The 20,305-nt window shown below is 67.0% G+C and carries 19 protein-coding genes and 1 pseudogene; 6 read left to right on the plus strand and 14 right to left on the minus strand.

Going from position 1 to position 20,305, the window contains the following annotated elements; genetic code table 11:
• Positions 1–219: 219 nt before the first annotated feature.
• The 4 genes and pseudogenes from ACFPQ9_RS42090 to ACFPQ9_RS42105 form a co-directional block, all read right to left on the minus strand.
• Positions 220–1,322: pseudogene (locus tag ACFPQ9_RS42090) on the minus strand (IS701 family transposase); the annotation flags it as partial.
• Entirely contained in the window at positions 1,277–1,423 is a 147-nt protein-coding gene (locus ACFPQ9_RS42095; RefSeq protein ID WP_380865194.1) for a hypothetical protein, read from the minus strand. The gene ACFPQ9_RS42095 and the pseudogene ACFPQ9_RS42090, both read right to left, overlap by 46 nt.
• 48 nt (positions 1,424–1,471) lie before the next feature.
• A complete protein-coding gene (locus ACFPQ9_RS42100) occupies positions 1,472–1,693 on the minus strand; it encodes a hypothetical protein (protein WP_380865148.1) in 222 nt (73 codons plus the stop codon).
• A 220-nt stretch (positions 1,694–1,913) separates the two neighbouring features.
• Positions 1,914–2,147: a hypothetical protein gene (locus ACFPQ9_RS42105; protein ID WP_380865150.1), complete on the minus strand. Its 234-nt coding sequence runs from the start codon at positions 2,145–2,147 to the stop codon at positions 1,914–1,916.
• 325 nt (positions 2,148–2,472) lie between these two features.
• Between ACFPQ9_RS42105 and ACFPQ9_RS42110 the strand changes: the two genes are divergently transcribed.
• The gene (locus tag ACFPQ9_RS42110) at positions 2,473–3,078 is read left to right on the plus strand and encodes an RNA polymerase sigma factor (protein ID WP_380865152.1); all 606 of its coding nucleotides are present in this window, start codon (positions 2,473–2,475) and stop codon (positions 3,076–3,078) included.
• A 197-nt stretch (positions 3,079–3,275) separates the two neighbouring features.
• The gene (locus tag ACFPQ9_RS42115; RefSeq protein ID WP_380865154.1) at positions 3,276–3,863 is read left to right on the plus strand and encodes an RICIN domain-containing protein; all 588 of its coding nucleotides are present in this window, start codon (positions 3,276–3,278) and stop codon (positions 3,861–3,863) included.
• A gap of 89 nt (positions 3,864–3,952) precedes the next feature.
• Here the strand turns inward: ACFPQ9_RS42115 and ACFPQ9_RS42120 are convergent, their stop codons facing one another.
• Together ACFPQ9_RS42120 and ACFPQ9_RS42125 are read right to left on the minus strand one after the other, a co-directional pair.
• On the minus strand, positions 3,953–5,518 hold the full coding sequence (locus ACFPQ9_RS42120) for a vanadium-dependent haloperoxidase (protein WP_380865157.1): 1,566 nt from the start codon (positions 5,516–5,518) through the stop codon (positions 3,953–3,955).
• 1,122 nt (positions 5,519–6,640) lie between these two features.
• The gene (locus ACFPQ9_RS42125; protein WP_380865159.1) at positions 6,641–7,276 is read right to left on the minus strand and encodes a TetR/AcrR family transcriptional regulator; all 636 of its coding nucleotides are present in this window, start codon (positions 7,274–7,276) and stop codon (positions 6,641–6,643) included.
• Between the two features lie 130 nt (positions 7,277–7,406).
• Between ACFPQ9_RS42125 and ACFPQ9_RS42130 the strand changes: the two genes are divergently transcribed.
• The 3 genes from ACFPQ9_RS42130 (at position 7,407) to ACFPQ9_RS42140 (ending at position 11,677) form a co-directional block, all read left to right on the plus strand.
• Positions 7,407–9,617 (plus strand): MMPL family transporter, encoded by a 2,211-nt coding sequence (locus ACFPQ9_RS42130; protein WP_380865162.1) that lies wholly within the window; start codon positions 7,407–7,409, stop codon positions 9,615–9,617.
• A gap of 162 nt (positions 9,618–9,779) precedes the next feature.
• The gene (locus tag ACFPQ9_RS42135) at positions 9,780–10,790 is read left to right on the plus strand and encodes a beta-ketoacyl-ACP synthase III (RefSeq protein ID WP_380865164.1); all 1,011 of its coding nucleotides are present in this window, start codon (positions 9,780–9,782) and stop codon (positions 10,788–10,790) included.
• 137 nt (positions 10,791–10,927) lie between these two features.
• The gene (locus ACFPQ9_RS42140) at positions 10,928–11,677 is read left to right on the plus strand and encodes an SDR family NAD(P)-dependent oxidoreductase (RefSeq protein ID WP_380865166.1); all 750 of its coding nucleotides are present in this window, start codon (positions 10,928–10,930) and stop codon (positions 11,675–11,677) included.
• Between the two features lie 113 nt (positions 11,678–11,790).
• Here the strand turns inward: ACFPQ9_RS42140 and ACFPQ9_RS42145 are convergent, their stop codons facing one another.
• The 8 genes from ACFPQ9_RS42145 to ACFPQ9_RS42180 all read right to left on the minus strand — a co-directional run bounded on the left by ACFPQ9_RS42145 (position 11,791) and on the right by ACFPQ9_RS42180 (position 18,836).
• Entirely contained in the window at positions 11,791–13,761 is a 1,971-nt protein-coding gene (locus tag ACFPQ9_RS42145; protein WP_380865169.1) for an AfsR/SARP family transcriptional regulator, read from the minus strand.
• Between the two features lie 308 nt (positions 13,762–14,069).
• Complete coding sequence (locus tag ACFPQ9_RS42150) at positions 14,070–14,414, minus strand: antibiotic biosynthesis monooxygenase family protein (protein WP_380865172.1); 345 nt, start codon at positions 14,412–14,414, stop codon at positions 14,070–14,072.
• A complete protein-coding gene (locus ACFPQ9_RS42155) occupies positions 14,411–15,247 on the minus strand; it encodes an antibiotic biosynthesis monooxygenase (protein WP_380865174.1) in 837 nt (278 codons plus the stop codon). Before ACFPQ9_RS42155 ends, ACFPQ9_RS42150 begins: the two co-directional genes overlap by 4 nt.
• 1 nt (position 15,248) lies before the next feature.
• Positions 15,249–15,509 carry a phosphopantetheine-binding protein gene (locus tag ACFPQ9_RS42160; protein WP_380865177.1) on the minus strand — a complete coding sequence of 87 codons (261 nt, stop codon included), beginning with the start codon at positions 15,507–15,509 and terminating at the stop codon, positions 15,249–15,251.
• 94 nt (positions 15,510–15,603) lie between these two features.
• A complete protein-coding gene (locus tag ACFPQ9_RS42165; protein WP_380865180.1) occupies positions 15,604–16,815 on the minus strand; it encodes a ketosynthase chain-length factor in 1,212 nt (403 codons plus the stop codon).
• Positions 16,812–18,083, minus strand: a complete 1,272-nt coding sequence (locus tag ACFPQ9_RS42170) for a beta-ketoacyl-[acyl-carrier-protein] synthase family protein (protein WP_380865183.1) — start codon at positions 18,081–18,083, stop codon at positions 16,812–16,814. Before ACFPQ9_RS42170 ends, ACFPQ9_RS42165 begins: the two co-directional genes overlap by 4 nt.
• Positions 18,073–18,516, minus strand: a complete 444-nt coding sequence (locus ACFPQ9_RS42175; protein ID WP_380865185.1) for a cupin domain-containing protein — start codon at positions 18,514–18,516, stop codon at positions 18,073–18,075. The genes ACFPQ9_RS42170 and ACFPQ9_RS42175 overlap by 11 nt, the downstream gene beginning before the upstream one ends.
• Entirely contained in the window at positions 18,516–18,836 is a 321-nt protein-coding gene (locus ACFPQ9_RS42180; protein ID WP_380865188.1) for a TcmI family type II polyketide cyclase, read from the minus strand. Before ACFPQ9_RS42180 ends, ACFPQ9_RS42175 begins: the two co-directional genes overlap by 1 nt.
• Positions 18,837–19,035: 199 nt before the next feature.
• On the opposite strand from ACFPQ9_RS42180, the gene ACFPQ9_RS42185 reads away from it, so the two are divergent.
• Positions 19,036–20,082: a methyltransferase gene (locus tag ACFPQ9_RS42185; protein ID WP_380865191.1), complete on the plus strand. Its 1,047-nt coding sequence runs from the start codon at positions 19,036–19,038 to the stop codon at positions 20,080–20,082.
• Positions 20,083–20,305 lie beyond the last annotated feature (223 nt).

Consider the following 20,305-nt stretch of genomic DNA (forward strand, 5'->3'; position numbering starts at 1 on the left):
CTAAGCTCGAAAGACCGTCTCTGACCAGCGGGAATGGTGAAGTACCACTGGAGTACTAGTACTGCAACGGTGCTTGCGGTGACGGATGGCCAGGTCAGGGACTGTGTCCGCGTCGTTTGTAGTGGCTGATGCGGGCCTGGTGTTGTCGTCGTCGGCGCCAGGTCGACCAGTGCAGGATGTGCTCGACGGGTGCGGGCCGGCGGTCGGTAAGGCGGGTGATCAGCCGTCGTATTTCGGCGAGGCTGAGGTGGATGAGCTGGGAGGATCCGTTTCTGCTTTCCCGGCATCCAGCTCGCGGGCTCGCAGGACGGTCAGGCAGGCGTGGGCAGCCAAGGCGAGGGTCATGTGGCAGTGCCATCCGGGGTAGCGGCGGACCTGGTAGTCGTCCAGGCCGCACTCCTGTTTCGCGCTCTGGAAGCATTCCTCGATGGCCCACCGGCTGCCCGCGATGCGGATCAGGTCATCCAGGGTGGTCTGGGCGGGGCAATAGGCGATGTAGTAGGAGATCTCCTCGGGCCGGCTCACGCTGCGGCGGGCGATGACCCAGTGGCGGCGGTCGGGCCGGTGCCAGGGCCGCACCTCGACGCGGGCCCAGTCGTAGATCCGCAGGCCGTGAGCCCCGCTGCCGCAGGAACGGCGCTTCCATTTCTGCCGGGCAAGACCGTTGAACAGGTCGTGGACGGGATGGTCGATCGCCCAGCGGGTGACCACGGTGTCGTGGCGGGTGGTGGCCATGACGTGGAAGACGTCCGCCCGCTCCAGCTCGGACCGCCAGCCTTTGCTGAACCCGTAGGCGGCATCCGCGGTCAGCCACCGGAACGGGATATTGTCCGCGACGGCGCGGCGGACCATCGCCCTGGCCAGGCCACCTTGGTCTCGAAGGCGACCTCGTCGTCGATGCCGGCCCGGCGGCACCTTTCGCGGTCGTCGGTCCAGGAGGTGGGAAGATACAGACGCCGGTCGATCAGTGTCCGCCCGCGGCTCGTCGCATACGCGAGGAAGACGCCGACCTGGCAGCTCTCCGTCCGCCCGGCGGTGCCGGAGTACTGCCGCTGCACCCCGGCCGACCGCGTCCCCTTCTTCAGGAAACCCGTGTCGTCCACGACCAGGACGGCGTCCCGGTCACCGAGGTTGTCGACCACGTACTGACGCACGTCGTCGAGGACCTCATCCGCGTCCCACTCGATCCGGTTCAGCATCCGGTGGATACGGTCCGGGCCAGCGTGGCCGGCTTCCTCCGCCAGCGTCCAGCCGTTCTTCCGCTGCAGCGGAGCGATCAGCCCCCGCATATAGGCCAGCGCCGACTCCCGCGGCTCCGACCTGCCGGGGCCGGGGCACCTTCGCCGGTCGAGCCCCGGCCCTCGATGACCATGCCGTCGGGTCGGTTGACGAGCTTGTAGTAGCCGTCTTCGAGGTCGACCACCTGCCATTGCAAATGAGGGCTGCTGCCCGGCGTCCACTGCTTGAGGCTTTAGCCCGCGTCGACCTCGCCACCGCTGTCCAGGGCCAGGCCGTTCGTAACGTTGTTCAGGCGGAAGTACCCGACCGGGTCGAACGACACGGTCAGCGAGGTGATCGCGTCGTTGTTGCCGGTCGCGCCCAGGTTGGACGTGTCTGTGATGAACTTCCACGCGGCACCGGTGAAGTTGTCACCGGAGTAGCCCGTCACCCGGTAGCCGGAAGGCACCCGCATCGAGGAGATGCTGCGTATGGCCACCCCTCAGCCGACAGCTCCGATGCGGTGTAGCGGCCCAGCGGCAGGGCCGCGCTCGCCCCGGAGTAGTCGAAGTGTGGAACACGGTCGCGTCGGCGTGATCCCAGGAGACAGGCCGGCTCGTCACGAACTCCGAGCTCATGGGCCGGTCGACGGCGAGCCGGAGTACGAAATCCGTTGGCCGTCTTCGTGAAGCCGCTCAGATCGAGGAGCAGACCGCCCCCTCTGCTGCCGGACTGAACGGCACCTGCGCACCGTCGAGTGTCTGGATCGACTCCTCCTTGGTGCCGCCTCGGACCACGAACCGGTCGGGGGTGACCCATCCCTTGGTCGGCGAGGTGATCGTGATGGCGTAGTGGCCGTGGGGTAGCACGGGGCTGGCGCAGACGCGGATGTCGACGCTGCGGGCGGAGCCGTAGAGGTTGACCGCCACAGCAGGTCCACCGTCGATGGAGACCGAACCGAGCCTTGGTCGGGTCCCTGATGCCGTGCCAGGTGCCCCCGAAGCCGGTGAACGAGTACGCCGCCCTCGCCCCTGGCGTATTAGCGTTGTTGAAGGTGCCGTTGAAGTAGCTGGTCGTGTCCTCGCGCGGCCAGCCGCCCTCCGTGCGGTCGGTAAGCGGCTTCATCCCGACCGCGAAGTCACCGTCACGCACAATGCCGACGCTCTCGCCCAGGGTCTGGGTGATGGTCGTGCCCGGCAGGCGGTACGAGCCGGCCGCGGCCCCGAGTCCGCGTGGCGCCCGTACCTCCTGGCAGTGGTCCGCCGTACCGCCGCCGACTGGGCGGCCACCGCTCGCCGCACCGACCTTTCACCGGACTTCGAACGCTGGCTGGAGTCCACACCCATCGAGGAGAGCGGCGAGTCACGCGTCCTGCGCCAGGAGGACGATGCCTTTCTCGTACGCGGCTTCCGCTCCCTTCCGGAACGCTGGCAGGCGGTGCTGTGGCACACCGTCGTCCAGGGCGAGTCGGCCGAACAGGTCGGCGCACTCCTCGGTATCGGCCCCAGCGGCGTCGGCTCCCTTGCTGCTCGTGCCCGCGAGGGCCTGCGCGAGGCGTACCTCACCGCACACATCGAGTCCGTCGAGTCCGCGGACCAGCCGGAGTGCCGGCACTTCAGCCGTCTCCTCGCAGCCGCCATACGCCGTCCCGGCCGACGGCGCAATAGGGATCTGGAGCGACACCTCGACGGATGCGCCGGCTGCCGCCGGGCCATGACGGAGTTGACCGAACTCAACGAGCACATGCGGCTGGTCCTGCCAGGCGCGGTGCTGTTGTGGGCGGCCCCGCCTACCTCGCCTCGCGGCTGGCGGAGGCGGGGACAGCAGCGGGCGACGCAGGGACGGGCGCGGCGCATCTGACGAAGGCCAAGTTGAACCCGCTGGGCGCGAGTGCGGCGGCGGGACTCGTGGCCGTGGCCGGCGTCGCTGGTTTCCTGCTCCTGAGCGACACCGGGGACGACGACAACCAGACGGCACCACTTGCCCGCACCCCGTCAGTCACCGCCGTCCGCGAGTCCACACCTCCCACGCCGTCACCTCCTAGCCCAACTCCTAAGGTGACCAGACTAGTTGAAACACCTACACCCACGCCGACTCTGACCCCAACCCCAACGCCGACACCTCAGGTTCCGAAGGCGGCCGACACCACCCGGCTGCGCATCAAGTCCACGGACCAGTGCATGGAAACGTCCGGCAACTCCGGCGCCCAGCCCCGCGAAGCCGGCTGCAACGACACCGCGGGCCAGACCTGGGAGCTGGTACGCAACGCAAACGGCCATGTTCAACTCCGCAACCAGGCGAGCAAGCTCTGCCTGACCTACCCCGATCAGCGCCCCGACGGAGCCGTCGTACGTCAGCTCGCCTGCGACGAAGACACGACAACTCAGTGGTGGGAGTACTACAAGGTGGAGAGCGAAACCATCGCCTTCTCCCTCAGCGGCGACAACGGAAGACGCCTCGGGCTCAACGACTGGCATGCGGCGGGCAAAGGCGAACCGCACTCGTCGACGATCGCCTCACGGTCAACTACTACAACACGACCTCACTGGTCTTCCTCTTCGATGGAGAACTCGCCATCTGAAGGACTCCATATGAACGCGCCCAACACGCCCCAAGACCCGGTCGACCGTGACAGCAGATGTTGACCGCAGCTGAAATCGTCCGGCAGAGCGATCATCTCGGCGCCCCCTCCGTTCACCGCAGCTCCGTCATGTGAACGCGGCAGCCCGTGCAGTCATTGCTGGTCAACCTCGCCTTTGATGTGCTTGACCACGAACTCGTAAGCGCGGTCACCCACCCGGGCACCGAGCTCCCACCCGGCCCCTACCGCCGACATGAAGTGCACCCCGCCCCACAACCTGCTCATGCCACAGGCTCGGTTCAGCTCAGTCCAGGTGTCGAAGTGCACTACGAGATCATTGTCCGGTGTGATGCCCGGTTCCGCCATTGACGAGCCCTTGGTGTAGGGCAACGTGAAATCAACGGTGTCCGAGTCGAGGAAACGGCGCGTCACCTGTGCCTGGGCGGCCATCAGGCTCGTCGATCCGGACGGGTATTCGGGATGGTCTCCCACCAGTAGGTAGCCTCGCCATTGGTCGGCGGGGATATCACTCACCGTCCCCTTCCCGGGCCCGCCCCAGGCCGTGACCTTCTTGCCGCCGTACACATGCCGAATCGCCGTGAACGGCCGCGGCGCGTCGTAGCGGAGTTTGTTCTTCCATACCGCAATGCACGTGTCGAACGCCGCAGTGGCCGCGAGCATGTGTGCCTGAATCCATCCGTCGAGATCCAGGTCATGGGCCGCGCACGCCTCACCGATCGAGAGGCCGATACCGAGAAACTTGTCGTCGAAGATCTCCGCCATCAGCTTCTGCTCGTCTGTGAGCTCCGCCGACGCCGCCAGCACTTCGTCCACCTGACGCTTGTACGCCCTGGCGTTGGTGTGGTCGCTGTTCTTCGGAGGCGCGACACGGAATTCGTCGGGGTTGGTGTAGGAGTACGGCTTGGTGACGCTCAGTTGAGGTGTCACAAACTGCTGTATCGCGTACGCGCCCACGTCACCCGTTCCTTGCTTGAGTCGACGATCGTGGGGGCCGAGGAGCGGCTGCCAGTGTGAGGCATCGCGGATCTTGAAGGCCGAGTTGACCGGTTGGTATCCGAGATAGTCCGCATAGGGCCGCGGGTTGTACCTGCGCCCGCCCTCGTCGCCGAGCTGGTTCATGCCGTCTCGCCGCCGGTTCGCGATGATCGCTTTCCCTGCGAGGTTTCCGATGCCCACAGGAGTGCTTTTGTTCTCCGTCCTGTCGTCCGGGTCCAGGCCGACCGAAGTCATGATCTTGCGCCATTCCTTGGTCTGCGTCGGCAGCAGCTCTATAAGCACCCGGTGGGAGGCGTAGAGAAGTGCGATGTTCTTGTTCCTGTTGGTGGCGCTCTCGCTCGAGGGGCGACGGCCCAGTCTCGAGTACACGCCCACCGCAGTCGAATGGTAAGGCGCCACCGCGTCGAACCACGCGAGTTGCACCATTTGCGTGACACGAATCATCATCGTGACGTCCATGGGAGCGATGGCCATGAGGCCACCTGCCGCCTGCCTGCCCTCGACGAACAGTTCACTGACGGCGTTTCCGGTGTCGAAGTTGAAATCGGGCGCCGGGTCCACCGCCGGGTCGTTCGGCGAAGCGGCCAGGGCCGTGCCGGCACTACCGACAAAGCCGAACCCGGCACCACCGAGCATGCCGAGAAGAAGGGTGCGGCGGTGCGCGGTGTAGCCGTCACTGCGGGATTCTTGAGACGGGTTCACTTCGGTCCCTTTCTGGCGAACACATGTCCACCAGGCAGTCAATGGTGGTCACCCAGGCTCCGACGGTGACGTTGCGGAGCACAGTGGGAGAGTTCTCGTACGGCGGTTCCATGAAATTCTTCGAGGACGGAAACCCATGCAGGATCGGCTGATGCTGAAAGCTGTCATCGCACCCGCGCATAGTTGCTGGTTGGTCGCCGGGTGAGTCCTCGCGGAGAGCCCAGCACGGGTTTGTCATCGATCGGGTTCCGAGACCTTCAACCGGGTCGCCATCCGGGCGGCTGCCGCGGCTCCGGCTGCTAAGGCCCGCTCCCCCCTCGCAATCGATGGGGTTTCCAGACTCTGACGGCCCCGAGATTGGCCGAGGGCGCTGGTGGCCCGCTGTCACCGTACTGGTGGGCCACTGTCACCGCACTGGTGGCCCAGCTCCCGGCGCCAACCACTGCATGCCGTTTGGTGTTTGTCGCCAACGCGCTCAGCCCGGGCCCCGTGGGCAAACCGCTCGTCAGCAGTTCGCCGAGGTAGGGCGCGAGGGTGGCACGTCTGGTGATGCGGTTAGTGGCGAGTGCGGTCCCTGTCGCACCGCGCAGCAGGAGGGCCACGTCGAATACAGGAGGTCAAGTGTGATCTGAGCAGCGACCTTGGGACTGGCCAGAGCGGTCGGCCGAACCAAGACGTAAAACCTCGGCAAAGCAACGGGATGCTCCGGCCCGTCCTCACTCTCTCACCCTTGGAGTCGGCGTAGCGCCGACGCGTATTGCAGATGTCGTTCTGCTAGGGCGCTCGGAGCCAGAGTCTCCCCTTCTAGCAGACGGCACACGCAAGGACCGGGAAGGGCAGTGGACAGGCGTGGTGGCGACTGGGTACTACGACCGCGGGATGTTCGGGGCAACGCAGCGCAGGTGCTCCATGGGCGCAGGACGAAGTCGTCAGCGCCCATCTGCTGCTGTCGTGTACGACATGAACTCGCCGGGCCATCGAGCCAACATCCTCAACTGCTCCCTGACCGCCGTGGACCTTGGCCTGGTCGACGCCGACGGAACCTGGGCCTGGACCTCAACCCAGGCTGTGCCAGGGAATGGTGGGCACAGGCATGGCACCGTGACAGCTGCACGGGTGGGGTCACTCGGTCCGGCCATCGCTCGGCGCCGGTGCGCTGAGTACCGCGAGCGCGATCGATACGAGCAACTCGCGCTCGACGTAGGTGAGTCGCGGCGGAGAAGGCGTCAGGCCTGGCTCACGCGTCGTGTCAGCCGACGCGCCAGGACGTGGCACCCTCGCGCGTATCGACATGACACCGATGCGGATCGCGCCGAGCGCGCAGCGACAGCGCAGCATCATCTCGGGATCGTCCGTACCGGCGATGAGCCGTTCCAGCCGCGCCAGCCGCCGGCCGAGGTCGTGGCGGTCGACCAGGATGCGGAGCGCGGCGGGCTCGGTCGCGATGGCCTGCAGGGTTCGGCCGCTGTTCTCCAGGGCCGCGATGATGCCTCGGACCAGCTTCTCCTGGTTGAACTCGGCGTCCTCGGCTTGGTCGGCGAACTGGTCGAGGGCGTCCACGACAGGGCCCACGAGCGCCGAGAGCAGCTCCTCCTTGGCCGGAAAGTGGTAGTAGAGGGCAGCGCTGGTCATTCCCAGGTGCTGCGCGAGGTCCCGCATCGAGGTGCCGGCGTAGCCGTGCTCGGCGAACAGCACGCTCGCGGCGTCCAGGATCCGCTGCCGGGTAACTCCGGCGGTGCTTCCGGCGATCCGGGCCATCGTCGATCCAACTCCCGTTCTGCGGCCCGGGAAGTGTCGCACATGTGTCGTGCCGTCACCTGGGCTTTGCCTCCTCGTATGCTACCTTCGCAAGTATTAATCGATCGACCGATTAATTCTTAGGAGCGGCATGACCCCGCTGGCTCGCTGGTGCTTCCGGCATCGCCTCTTAGTTCTGCTCATGTGGTTGTTGGCGTTAGGCGGCATCTCCGTGGCCAGCCAGGCCGCTGGCCCCGCCTACGCGAACGTCTTCTCCGTCCCCGGCACCGAATCGGACAAGGCACAGGACCTCGTCAAATCCGCGTTCCCGGAGCGCGCAGGCGACATGGACACCGTCGTCTGGCATGTGGCCGATGGGACCGTCCGGGACAGCGCGGTACGCGAGCGACTGTCCACGACACTCGATGAGATCGACGGACTCGACACGGTCGGCTCGGTCACCAGCCCGTACTCCCCCGCCGGCGCCACCCAGATCAGCCGCGACGGCCGTACCGCCTACGCCAGGATCACTTACCACAAGACTGCCGAAGAGCTGTCGGTGGAAGAGGCCGAGCGTGTCGTCGACGCCGCTGCCGCCGCCCGTACCGACGGGATCAAGGTTGAGGTCTCAGGACCCGTCGCGGAGAAGACCGAGGAGGGGCAGGCCGGCAACATCGCCGAGTTCGTGGGCCTGGTGGCCGCGGCGGTCGTGCTCTATCTCGCCTTCGGGTCGCTGCTCGCGATGTTGCTTCCGCTGATCAGCGCGCTGTTCAGCGTCGGCACCGGCATGATGACCATCAAGCTTCTGTCGCACGGCGCCGATGTACCGGAACTGGCCGCCACTCTCTCGACGCTGATCGGTCTCGGCGTGGGCATCGACTACGCGCTATTCATCATCACCCGCCACCGGCAGGGGCTGAAGTCGGGCCTCGCCCCGGAAGAGGCCGCTGTCCGGGCGCTCAACACGTCCGGCCGCGCGGTGCTCTTCGCTGGCGCTACGGTCTGCATCGCGCTCCTCGGCCTGCTGGCACTGCGGCTGGAGTTCCTCACCGGCGTCGCGATCGCCACCACCACGGTGGTGGTGCTCACCATGGTCGCGTCGGTGACGTTCATGCCGGCGCTGCTCGGCCTCTGCGGCCTGCGGGTGCTCAGCCGCCGGGAGCGGCGGCGGCTCGCCGACGAGGGTACGAGCGAGGAGGAACCGCGCGGACTTGCGGTGCGGTGGGCGGCATTCGTCCAGCGTCGTCCCGGCGGGCTGCTGACCGTCGCCGTGGTCGTGCTGGCCGTTCTGACCATCCCGTTCTTCTCGCTCCGGCTCGGCATCTCCGACCAGGGCAACCGTCCCGAGTCGAACACCACGCGCCAGGCGTACGACATGCTGGAGGACGGCTTCGGGCCGGGCTTCAACGGCCCGCTGCAACTCGTCGCTGATGTCGACGGCACAAGCGACAGGGATGCTCTACAGCAACTCGCCGACACTGTACGGGATGACGCGAACGTGGGCTCGGTCGTGGCCTTGCCCGCGCAGCCGGGCACAACGACGGCCGTGGTGCAGGTGATCCCGAAGACCGCCCCGCAGGACGAGGCGACCTCGGATCTCATCGCGCGGCTGCGCGACACGACGATCCCGGCTGCCGAGCGCGGCACCACGATGAACGTCTACGTCGGGGGACAGACTGCCACGTTCGACGACTTCGCCACCGTCATGCTGGGCAAGCTGCCGTGGTTCGTGCTCATCGTGGTGGCGCTCGGATTCCTTCTGCTGCTCGTGGCCTTCCGCAGTCTGGTGATCCCGCTGACTGCCGCAGTGATGAACCTGCTCGCCGCGGCGGCCTCATTCGGAGTGCTGGTGGCGCTCTTCCAGTGGGGCTGGCTCTCGGGCCCTCTCGGTGTCGGAGGGGGCGGGCCGGTCGAGGCATTCCTGCCGACGGTGATGCTGGCGGTCCTGTTCGGGCTGTCGATGGACTACCAGGTGTTCCTGGTCAGCCGGATGCACGAGGAATGGGTGCACTCCCACGACAACCGCAAGGCGGTGACGGTGGGCCTGACGAACACCAGCCGGGTCATCAACGCGGCGGCGGTCATCATGATCTGCGTGTTCTCAGCGTTCGTCTTCCGCGACGAGCGAATCATCTCCGAGTTCGGCGTGGGCCTCGCCGCGGCGGTGGCATTGGACGCGTTCGTCATCCGCACCATGCTGGTGCCAGCCGTCATGCGGGTCCTGGGCACCGCCAACTGGTGGTTGCCCGGCTGGCTCGACAAGCGACTGCCGCACCTGACGGTCGAACCGACCGATGTGCCCCCGTCTGCCCCGTGCCCACCACCCGCGTCGGCGAACGCCCCCGACCTGCGGGCGAACTGACGGCACATCCGCCAAGGTTCCCTCAGCGACAAGGACCGCTGGGGGATCGGTGGTGAACGGCTCGTTCCGCTGCTGGCGACCGCCGTCCGTGTACGCCATCGGGCTGCAATGCAGGACTGCGAGCATCACCCTCGCAGGTGGATCCGTACTGAAGGGGCGCAGATGTCTCAGTTGTTCTTGTCGCAGTCGGCTCCCGTCGCCGGCAGCCGCATCCGCGGCGTCGGAGCGTACCGGCCCATGCGTGTCGTCACCAACGAGGAGATCGCCCCTCGGATCGGAGTGGCCCCCGAGTGGATCGCTCGCCGGTCGGGCATCCAAAGCCGACGGTTCGCCGGCCCGGACGAGTCACTGGCGATGATGGCCACCAGCGCTGCTGAAAAGGCCCTGTCCGCAGCCGGCTTGTCGGCCGACGAGGTGGACTGCGTCCTGGTCGCGACGATCAGCCATCTCCTTCAGATGCCCGCGCTGGCGGTGGACGTGGCACACCGCCTCGGGGCCGATCAGGCAGCGGCCTTCGACCTGTCGGCGGCGTGTGCGGGGTTCTGCCACGGCGTCGCCATCGCGGACGGCATGGTGCGGTCCGCCATGGCCCGCCACGTCCTGCTGGTCGGCGCGGACCGGATGACGGACGTGGTGGACCCGAATGATCCGGCCACGGCCTTCCTCTTCGCGGACGGGGCGGGCGCCGTTGTCATCGGCCCCTCCGAGACAGCGGGCATCGGTCCGGTGGCCTGGGGCGCGGACGGTGAGCGGATGGACGCCATCACCATGACCGGCCATTGGACACCGATGCTGCGCAACAACGGTGACCTGCCCTGGCCCTACCTGTGCATGACCGGCTGGAAGGTCTTCCGCTGGGCCACCGAAACCATGGGCCAAGCCGCCCGGGACGCCGTCGAACGGGCCGGCCTCACCCCGGACGAGCTGTCCGCCTTCATCCCGCACCAGGCGAACGGCCTCATCACCGACGCACTGGTCAAGGACATCGGCCTGCCCGCCGAGACGGCCGTCGCCAGGGACATCGCCGACAGCGGCAACACATCCGGTGCCTCGATCCCGATGGCGATGGAACGCCTGCTCACCTCGGGCGAGGCCCGGTCCGGGGACTCGGCATTGCTCATCGGTTTCGGCTCCGGGCTGGTGCATGCCGGACAGGTCGTACTGCTCCCTTAGGTGCCGCTTCACCGGACGGCCTCGGCCGGGTTCCAGTGGCGGTCTGCTGGTGTCCTGCCCCCAGCCGCTGGCCAGCAGCGTCAGAAAGTATCCCATGCAACCATCCGGTCCCCACACATGAACTCGGAGTGCACCGCATGAATCTGACCCTGACCGGCAAGCACGCGCTCGTCACCGGTGGCAGTCGAGGCATCGGGAGGGCCATCGTGCTCGCCTTGGCCCGGTCCGGCGCCGATGTCCTGGCCTGCCACCAGAACCCGAGTCCGCAGGCGGACCAGTTGGCCGCGGAGCTGAAGAAGACCGACGGCAACCACCATCTGCTGCAGGCCGATGTCAACGACCCGGCCGACGTCGATCAGCTGGTGGAGGAGGCGAAGACCAGGTACGGCTCGCTGGACATCGTCGTGCACAACGCCGGTGTGATCGGCCATGTCCCATTGCCGGAGCTGGAGTTGGCGGAGTGGCACCGCGTGCTCGACACGAGCCTTACGGCGGCCTTCATGGTGGTGCAGAAGACCCTGCCGCTGTATGGGGATCGCTCCTCCGTCATTTTGATCGGCTCACGGGCCGCGGCCCGCGGCATTCCTCAGCGGAGCCACTACACGGCAGCGAAGGCAGGTCTGGAGGGGTTCGCCCGCTCGGCGGCCAAGGAACTGGCCGGGCGGGGGGTTCGGATCAACGTGATCGCGCCCGGAGTGATCGACAGCGACGACACCAAGGCGATGCCGGCCGAGCGGCGGGCCCAACTGATCGCCCGTTACGGCGAGAAGACGGCACTCGGGCGGCTCGGTGAGACGGACGAGATCGCTGGCACCGCGCTCTTCCTCGCGAGCGGCCTTTCCTCGTACGTGACCGGCCAGACGATCAACGTGGACGGAGGGATCTGATGCTCGCGGCCGTGTCGCACCGGCGCGTGTGCCACATGCGACACGGCCGCGTTCCACCCTTCCGTATGTCCCATTCGTACTCCCTGCTCCGGCAACGGGATCGAAGGAAGTGGTCAGTTCCCGGCCAACCATTGCAGCGCGTACACCCTCACCAGTTCATGGACGGAGTAGCCCAGCGGGCCGTCCTTGCTCCCCGTGCCTCGCAGCAGATGCCGCTCGGCGAGCCGAGCGAGGACTCCTTCAGCGCTCACCCGGTCGCAGCCAAGTTGTTCGGCGGCGTCCTCCGCCGTGAACGGACCGCTGGAGCGCATCGCGAACAACTGCATCGCCAGCCGGTCCCGCTCGTCGAGCTTCCGGAACCCGGCGTCATAGGAGGCGCGCAGATCGAGACCAGGGAGACTGGACTCGTCGAATCGACGGCGGGGGTCGGCGAGTCGCTCGGCGAACTGGCCGAGCGGCCAGCCCTGCAGTCGGCCGAGCCGCGTACCGACTGCCCGCAGCGCGAGCGGAAGTCCCCCACAGAGCTTGACGATACGCTCGACCGCGCACGGGTCCTCCGCCGCACGTTGCGGTCCGACGATCGAGGTGAGAAACCGGAGCGCCTCGTCATCAGAGAGCGGGTTGAGGAGCACCAGCTCGGAGCCGGCGAGTCCGTGCGCCAGGCTGGTGACAACCACCGCGCAATCACCGCTGCCCGGCAGCAGCGGCTTGACCTGGGCCGTACCCGAGGCACCGTCGAGGAGAAACAGCAGCGACCGGGAGGCACAGCGGCTGCGGAACAACTCACTGGCCTCGTCGATGTCGTCGGGGAGAGCGGAACGGTGCTCGCCGAGCGCGGCGAGGAAGCGGTGCAGCACGGTACGCGGATGAACCGGATCGTCGCTGTCACCGCGCAGGTCGACGTAGAGCTGACCGTCCGGAAACCAGTCGCGCACCCGGTGGGCGAGACGGGTGGCCAAGGCCGACTTACCCACTCCCGGCATGCCAGTGATCCACAGGACGGACAGCGGTGCGTACTGCTCATGGCGTTCCGTGAGGCGGCTCTCCAGCCTGGCGAGCATCTTCGCCCGGCCCGTGAAATCTGCTATGTCTGGGCGAAGTTGGGCCGGATGGGGCACATTTCGAACCTGCTGCACCGAGCCGCCCGATGGCAGCCCGACCGCGGCCGCGATCCGCGATCCGGCGGACTCCCCCAACTGCTCGTCATCGCCGTCGCCGACCGCGGTGCGGCCGGACACCGCATCGATACCCTCCGGCCCGGTTCGCACCGGAAGCAGTGCCAGTTCGAGTTCGGACTCATCCTCGGGATGCAGTTCCGGTTCGGCTGCCAGTACAGCGGTGTGCAGTCGGGCCAGCATGGGCGAGGGCTCCAGACCCAGCTCGTCGATCATGCTCCGACGAAAGGTCTGATAGGTCTCCAGGGCGTCGTACCGCCGACCGGAGCGGTACAGCGCGATCATCAGCTTGGCGTGCATGCCCTCGTCGAGAGGGTGGGTGGAGCACAGCATCCTGAGTTCGCTGACCAGCTCCCGGTGCCGGCCGAGCTGGAGCTCGGCTTCGAGCCGCAACTCCACGGCGCGCATTCGGCGTTCTTGGAAGCGGGTGATCTGGACGCCGAGCTGATCGCCGGGTTCGACGTTCGCCAGCGGAGCCCCCCGCCAGAAAGCCAGGGCGTCCGCGAGCAGTTCGGCGGCGGTCTTCACGTCTCCACCGTCAAACGCCTTCCGTCCCAGGTCGCTCAGTTTCTCAAAACGGTGTACATCTAGGGCCCCGTCTGGAATATCCAGTCGGTAACCATTCGGTTTGGTGTGCAACGAGATACCGGTGCCCTCGAGCACTTCAAAGACATTCTTCCGGATCTTGTAGACATACGACTGGAGTGTGGCGAGCGCGCTTACCGGCGGACGACTCCCCCACAACTCATCCATCATTTCGTGGGTACCTACGATCCGGTTCCCGGATACCAGCAAGAGCGCCACCAGTTGGCGTAATTTCGGTGCGCTCGGGGTCAATTCGCGATCTTCGCCACCGATCACCTCCAGGGGTCCCAGTACTCGAAACCGCACCTCAAGCACATCACTCATCCGCGTGATCCCCCTACTGAGAGCAGCGTCCCAGTCACGAAAAGCGCAAGCAATGGTTTCTTGCACCCGCCAGGTGAGGGCGCCATCGGCCTACAGGCGGACTTTATCTAATAAGTCACCCTACCCTAACAGCAGTTGAAGCTCATAGAGTTTCGCGGGCGTTAGAGTGAGCCACACAGAAACCCTGGAAATCCATTCTCCCGCGGGTAGCAGAGCCCGGGGGGAATCGTTCAATATTTAGCCACCGACGAACGAAAGAGGTGGGGCGCCCCATCGGCTGGGGTGCCCCACGTCACGGAGATCAGCGGTCAGGCCGAGTAGGCGGCAACCACATCGTATACAGCGAACGGCATTCCGGATGGACTCGGGTCGGCGAACTCGCGTATCGGCGCCGTCTGCCCTTTGTGGTGGGCTCCCTCTTCCCATTTCAGGAACGCAAGTTGGTCCTCCCACTCGCTCAGAACAGCGAAACGGACGGGTTCCTTCAGGTTTCGCAGCAGCTCGTTCCGGAGCATGCCGGGCGTACCCTGCAATGCCTTGCTGGATTCGTGGTACGCCTGTACCAGCTTCCCCACCTGCGCCGGATCCTGGTCATCGCCCACCCGCACGTAGATGAGGACGCGAAGCGCGCCCCGCTCGTCATCGACGCTCACTGTGTCCCTGCCTTGGTCAACTGGGCGACGACATCGGTGGTCACCATGGAGCCCTTCGTCCGGAACGGCTGCAGCTTGCTCCGGTGTCCGACGTGCTCCTCGCTGCGCTCGAACGCGCGGAAGCGCTCCTCGTCCGTCCAGTCGCTGATGATGTAGTAGACGCCGGGCTCATCGTGGCTGCGCATGAGCCACTGGCCAAGGTTGGCGGGCTGGCCGGTGATGACGTCGCCGATCTCCCGCCAGGTCTCCTCGAACTGCTTCTCCTTGCCTTCGGCGATCTCCGCGCGGAGCAGCACCCTGAAGACCCGTGCGCGCTCTTCACTTGCCGTTGGCCTGTCCTGCACGCTGTCGTTCCCTTCGCTTTGGGCACCTCGGTCGGCGCCGGCCTGCGCGGCCGCTTCGACCAGACTCTTGATGCGGGCCATTTCCTTGACGGTCTGCCGGTTCAGGTATTGCTCGGCGCCGGAGTCGTCCACGGGCGCAGATGGCTTCATGGTGAACTCCTGGATCCAACGCATCCGGACGCCGTTCGGCTCCGTCGTGTATTCCCAGCGGATTTTCATGTATTGGAACAAGGCGTTGTCGAGTCGGCGTGCGGTGACCGTACGGCTCTCGGGGTCGGGCGTCCGCTCGGAAACCCAACTCCACTGCTTCCCGTCCGGGTCCGGCCGGGTCGTGAGCCGGAATCGGACGGTGTCGCCCTCGACGGCCAGGACCTCCGACTCGGCGTACTCCTCGAACAGCACGGCCCAGGTGGAGACGTCGTTGGTGGTGTCCCAGACCAGCTCCATGGGGGCGTTGATGACAATGGAGTTGTCGGTACGGCCGGCCATTTCAGGCCGCCTCTTCCAGGCGCGTGTTGACGTAGTCGAGGACCTGTCGAGGGGTCTCCATGCCGTCCATGGCAGCGTCCGGTATGCGGAGCTGGAATTCATCCTGGATCTGGGTGACGACCTCCAGGACAGCCAGTGAGTCGACGTTCAGATCAGTGAAAGGGACGTCGAGGACTTCCTCGGTCAGGTTCGACGTATCCTCGGAGTCGCCCTGGGTTGCCCGCATGATCTCGAGCAGCTTCTCCACGCTCAATGTGCTCATGTTCGCTCCCTCATCGGGTAGGTGAGTTCGTTGCCTCATGGGATCTGTTGACCCCTGTGGGCGGGCCTTGAGACGCTTTCGGCCTTCGGGCTCGTCAAGCCGCCGCGCGCAGCACCAGCGCCGCGTTGAAGCCACCTACGCCCCGGGCGCAGACCAGCGCATGACGTACCGGCAGTTCCCGCGGCTTGGCGCGGACGAGATCGATCGTGCAGTCCGGTGCGAGCTCCTCGACATGCGCGGTAGGCGGTACCAGGCCCTCGCGAATGGCCAGCAGAGCGGTCGCGACATCGAGGGCGCCGCCGCCCGAGTACAGGCGCCCGGTCGCGGCCTTCGGCACGGTTACCGGCACACCCCGGAGGCCGAACACCTCCGTCAGAGCCGTGGCCTCCGCAACGTCCAGCTCCGGCGTCCCGGAGCCGTCCGCGAAGACCACGTCGATGTCGGCGGGGGCGATCTGCGCGTCCTCCAGGGCGTTGCGGATCGCGCTGCTGAGCGTCGGTCCACGGCCGGAGCCGGGGGCTGGGTCGAACGTCGCGGCATAGCCGGCGACTTCGCCGTAGATCCGTTCGACACCGCGCCGCACAGCGTCCTCACGCCGTTCCATAATCATGATCGCGCCGCCCTCGCCCGGCACATAGCCCGAGGCACGACCGTCGAACGGCAGATACGCGGTCGTCGGGTCCATGCCCCGGCTGAGCAGCCCCGTCGCCAACTGAGCAACCATGCTCGCCGGGGAAAGCGGAGCATCCGTGCCCCCGGTCACGGCGAGCCGGGCGCCGCGGCGCAGTTGCCGTCGGGCATGCCCGACGGCGTCCAGGCCTCCGGCCTGCTCGGTGGAGATCAGCCCGCAGGGGCCGCGCAGACCATGGTGAATCGACAGCTGCCCGGTGGTGGCCGCGTAGAACCAGGCGACTGACATGTAGGCGCTCACCCTCATGGGGCCGCCGCTCCACATCTTCTGCAGCTCGTGCTGGCCGTACTCGACACCCCCGACGGCGTTCGCCGTGACCACGGCCCTGTCGTATTCGGGAATGGCGGCGACATCAACACCGGCGTCCTTCAGCGCCATGTCCGCCCCGGCGAACGCGAAATGCGTCATCCGGTCGGTCTGGGCGAGCAGCCTTGACGGGACGTAGTCGGCCGCCTCGAAGTCATCGACCTGCCCGGCGAGTTGAGTGGTGTAGCGGGACGGGTCGAAACGGCTGATGCGGTCGATGCCGCCCTTGCCGGCGAGCATGGTGGACCAGTAGTCGTCCAGACCCACTCCTGTGGGGGCGACCACGCCCAGACCGGTGATCACCATCATCGCCTGCTCCTCGGAGAGATCAGTACGACCGCGCTCTGGAAGCCGCCGAAGCCGCTTCCGACGCTGAGCACCACGTCGGTGCGGTGCTCACGCGCCTCGCGCGGGACGTAGTCGAGATCGCACTCGGGGTCCGGTGTGGTGAGGTTCGCCGTCGGCGGCACCACTCCGTGCTCGATGGCGAGGGCGGAGGCAGCCACCTCGATCGCGCCGATGGCGCCCAGGGAATGCCCCACCATCGACTTGATCGAGCTGACCGGCACACGGCGGGCGTGTTCCTTGAGGCTCCGCTTGAACGCGGCGGTCTCATGCCGGTCGTTCTGCCGGGTGCCGGATCCGTGCGCGTTGACATAGTCGATGTCCTCGGCCGAGACACCGGCCTGCTCCATGGCCCGGTCGATGGCCTCGGCGAGTTCCCGGCCATCCGGCTTCAGGCCGGTCATGTGGTACGCGTTGGCGCGTCCGGCGTAGCCGGCCACCTCGCAGTAGATCCTCGCGCCTCGTCGTACGGCCCGTTCCCTGACCTCCATCACGAAGACCGCAGACCCTTCCCCCAGCACAAGCCCGTCGCGGTCCCGGTCGAAGGGACGGCAGGCGTGCGCGGCGTCGTCGTTGCGGGTCGACGTGGCCTTCAGCGAGTCGAAGCAGGCCACCGTGATCGGCGAGATCGGAGCGTCCGTCGCACCGCCGATCACGACGTCGGCTGAGCCCTCCTCGATCAGCTGCGCGGCATGGCCGACCGCATCGAGCCCGGAGGTGCAGCCTGTCGACACGACCGCCGTGGGGCCCTCCGCGCCGACCCGGCGGGCGACCTCCACACCGGCGGTGCTCGGTATCACCGCGCCGTACAGGTGGCGTACGCCGTACTCCTGGTCGCAGAGCCATTGGCGGCCGCCGTCGCTGATGACGACGTACTCCTCCTCCATCATCATCGTGCTGCCTACCGCGTTGCCGATGGTGACGCCGGTACGGGCCGGATCCAGATCGCCCTCGCCGACCCCCGCGTCCGCGAGTGCCTCCTCAGTGGCTGCCACGGCCATCTGGACCGCCCGGTCCATCCGGCGTATCTCCTGTGGCGTCAGGCCCAACGAGGCCGCGTCGAAGTCGCATTCCGCGGCTATCTGGCAGCGGAATCGCTCCGGGTCGAACAGGGTGATGCGGCGCGTGGCCGTACGGCCCGCTGTCACGGCGTGCCAGAAGTCGCGCGTGCCGATTCCGCCCGGCGCGACGACTCCCATACCGGTGATGACGGCGCGTCGTTCAGTCCTCATCGGGATCGGGCTCCTCCGTGTCGACGTGTCCCAGCTCGGGGCGAGGCGCGAGCGGGCACGAGTGGAAGACCACGAACGCCGGCACGGTGCCGCTGTTGAGCATTTTGTGCCTGGTCATTCGGGGGATGAGGATTCCCTCACCTGCCGTGACCCGGTGCACGTCCTTGCCGTCCGTCGTCACCTCCAGACCGCCCTGCACGACGTACATGAACTCGTCCGAGTAGGGGTGGTAGTGCTCCCTGATCCGCTCGCCGACCGCCAGCAGGCCGGTGCCCATGAAGCCGCTGGTCACTCCCGTCGTGGCCGGGCCGAGCACGATGCGCAGATCGCCGCCGTGCCGGGGGCTCGACGGGACCTCGGCGGCGGCGACCTTGGTGACCGGGAGTTCCGCTTGGCTCGTTGGTGGGGCGGTGTGGGCGTCGTGGGCGGACATCACTCGGCCTGCCAGGTGTAGAACGGCACCGCCATGGCGTGTTTGGGCTCGGACCACTTGGGGTCGTAGGCGGTGATGAAGGGCAGCAGCCGTTCATGCAGCTCCTGGAAGAGCGGGTGCTGCCGTGCCGCGTACAGCTTGTCCGTGGGGTCCTCGTCGGCCTCCACGAGGTGCATGTACAGGTCGTGGAACCGGAAGAGGGTGCGTCGCCGGGCGCCGATGAGGTGCGGCAGTTCCGTTCCGTCCGACCAGCGGAACAGGTCGGCGACTTTGTCGGCGTCCTCGGGTTTCATCCGCGCCACGATCAAAGTGCGGTGCACTGTGCCTCCTGCGCAGTTCGATTCTGTGTGTCTCATGTGAGCTGAAATCAGTACATGCGCATCGTGGGTGGTACTCCTGGCGGCCCACTGGTCGCGGACGGACGTCACGCCACCAGTAGGCGGACAGCGACCTACCAACGCCCTCGGTCAGGGTCGGGGCCGTCAGAACCTGGAGCCCGCATCGATCGCGAGGGAATCCATGAACGTTTCGCAACCGGCCGGGGACGCCGGCCTCCGGAGGCTTGGTGAGCTGGCATTCGCGGCCGGCAACGCGGCTGCCGTCCAGACGGCAACCCGGCTGAAGATCCCCGACATGATCGGCGACAAGCCCGTCCCGATCGAGGAGCTCGCCGAGAAGGCGGGGCTCGAACCTGACCTGCTCTACCGGCTGTTGCGCGCCCTGACCACCTGCGGTGTGTTCGAGGAGGTCGGGGAGCGGAGCTTCTCGCACACCGCCATGTCGCTGCCGCTGCGCGAGGACTCGCTCGACGGCATCCGCAACCTAATCCTGTGGATCGGTGCGCCGTGGACCTGGCGGGCCTGGCCGCTGCTGGAGGAGGCGCTCCGCACCGGTAAGTCCGTCATCCCGTCGGTCTACGGGAAGGAGTTCTACGACTACCTGCGGGAGGAGGCGCCCGACGACGAGCAGTTGTTCGCGCGGGCCATGACGGACTCCAGCACACGCAGCTCCGACGTGGTCGCACAGACCATCGACCTGACGGGCGTCGGCAAGGTCGTCGACATCGGCGGTGGCCAGGGCCTGTTGCTGCGCACACTGCTCGACCGGTTCCCGCGTCTGCAGGGCGTGCTCTTCGACTTCGAGCAAGTCGTGGCGGGCGCCCACGAGGACATCGCGGAGGGCGGCCGACTCGCATCCCGGGCCACGCTCATGCCGGGCAACTGCCTGGAGTCGGTGCCCGTCGAGGCAGACGTCTACATCCTGAAGAACCTCGTGGACTGGCCGGACGAGAACTCCCGGGCGGTGCTCCGCAACATCGCCACCAGCGCCCCGCCGGGAGCCCGGGTGATCATCATCGACAGCCTGGTGGACGCACACCCCGACGAAATGCGGATCACCACCATGCTCGATCTCTTCCTGCTCATGAACGTCGGCGGCCAGAAGCACGGCTTGGCCAACTTCGACAAGCTGTTCGCCGAGACCGGAATCGAGAAGCTGAGCGTGTCGACCGTCCCGGGCACGCTGCCGCGACTGCACCTGGTCGAGGGCCTGCTGCCCCGGGGGTAAGCGCTCCCCGACGGCCCGGTCCGCTGGCCCCCGTTTCCCCCGCGGACGGCCGGGGCCGGACCGCGGGGAAGTGGCAAGGAAGCGCCTGTTCCCGTGTGGCGGCGGGGACAGGCGCTTCTGCGCGCCGTGCGCCCGGCGCGTAGAACCAGCAGATACCGGCTCTCAGAGGTCGTTTTCATCCTGTTGTTTCATCCCTGAATGCAGCTTTGATGTGCCGGTGTCG

The sequence above is a fragment of the Streptomyces coerulescens genome (assembly GCF_042657965.1).
In the GTDB taxonomy this organism is placed as follows: domain Bacteria; phylum Actinomycetota; class Actinomycetes; order Streptomycetales; family Streptomycetaceae; genus Streptomyces; species Streptomyces coerulescens.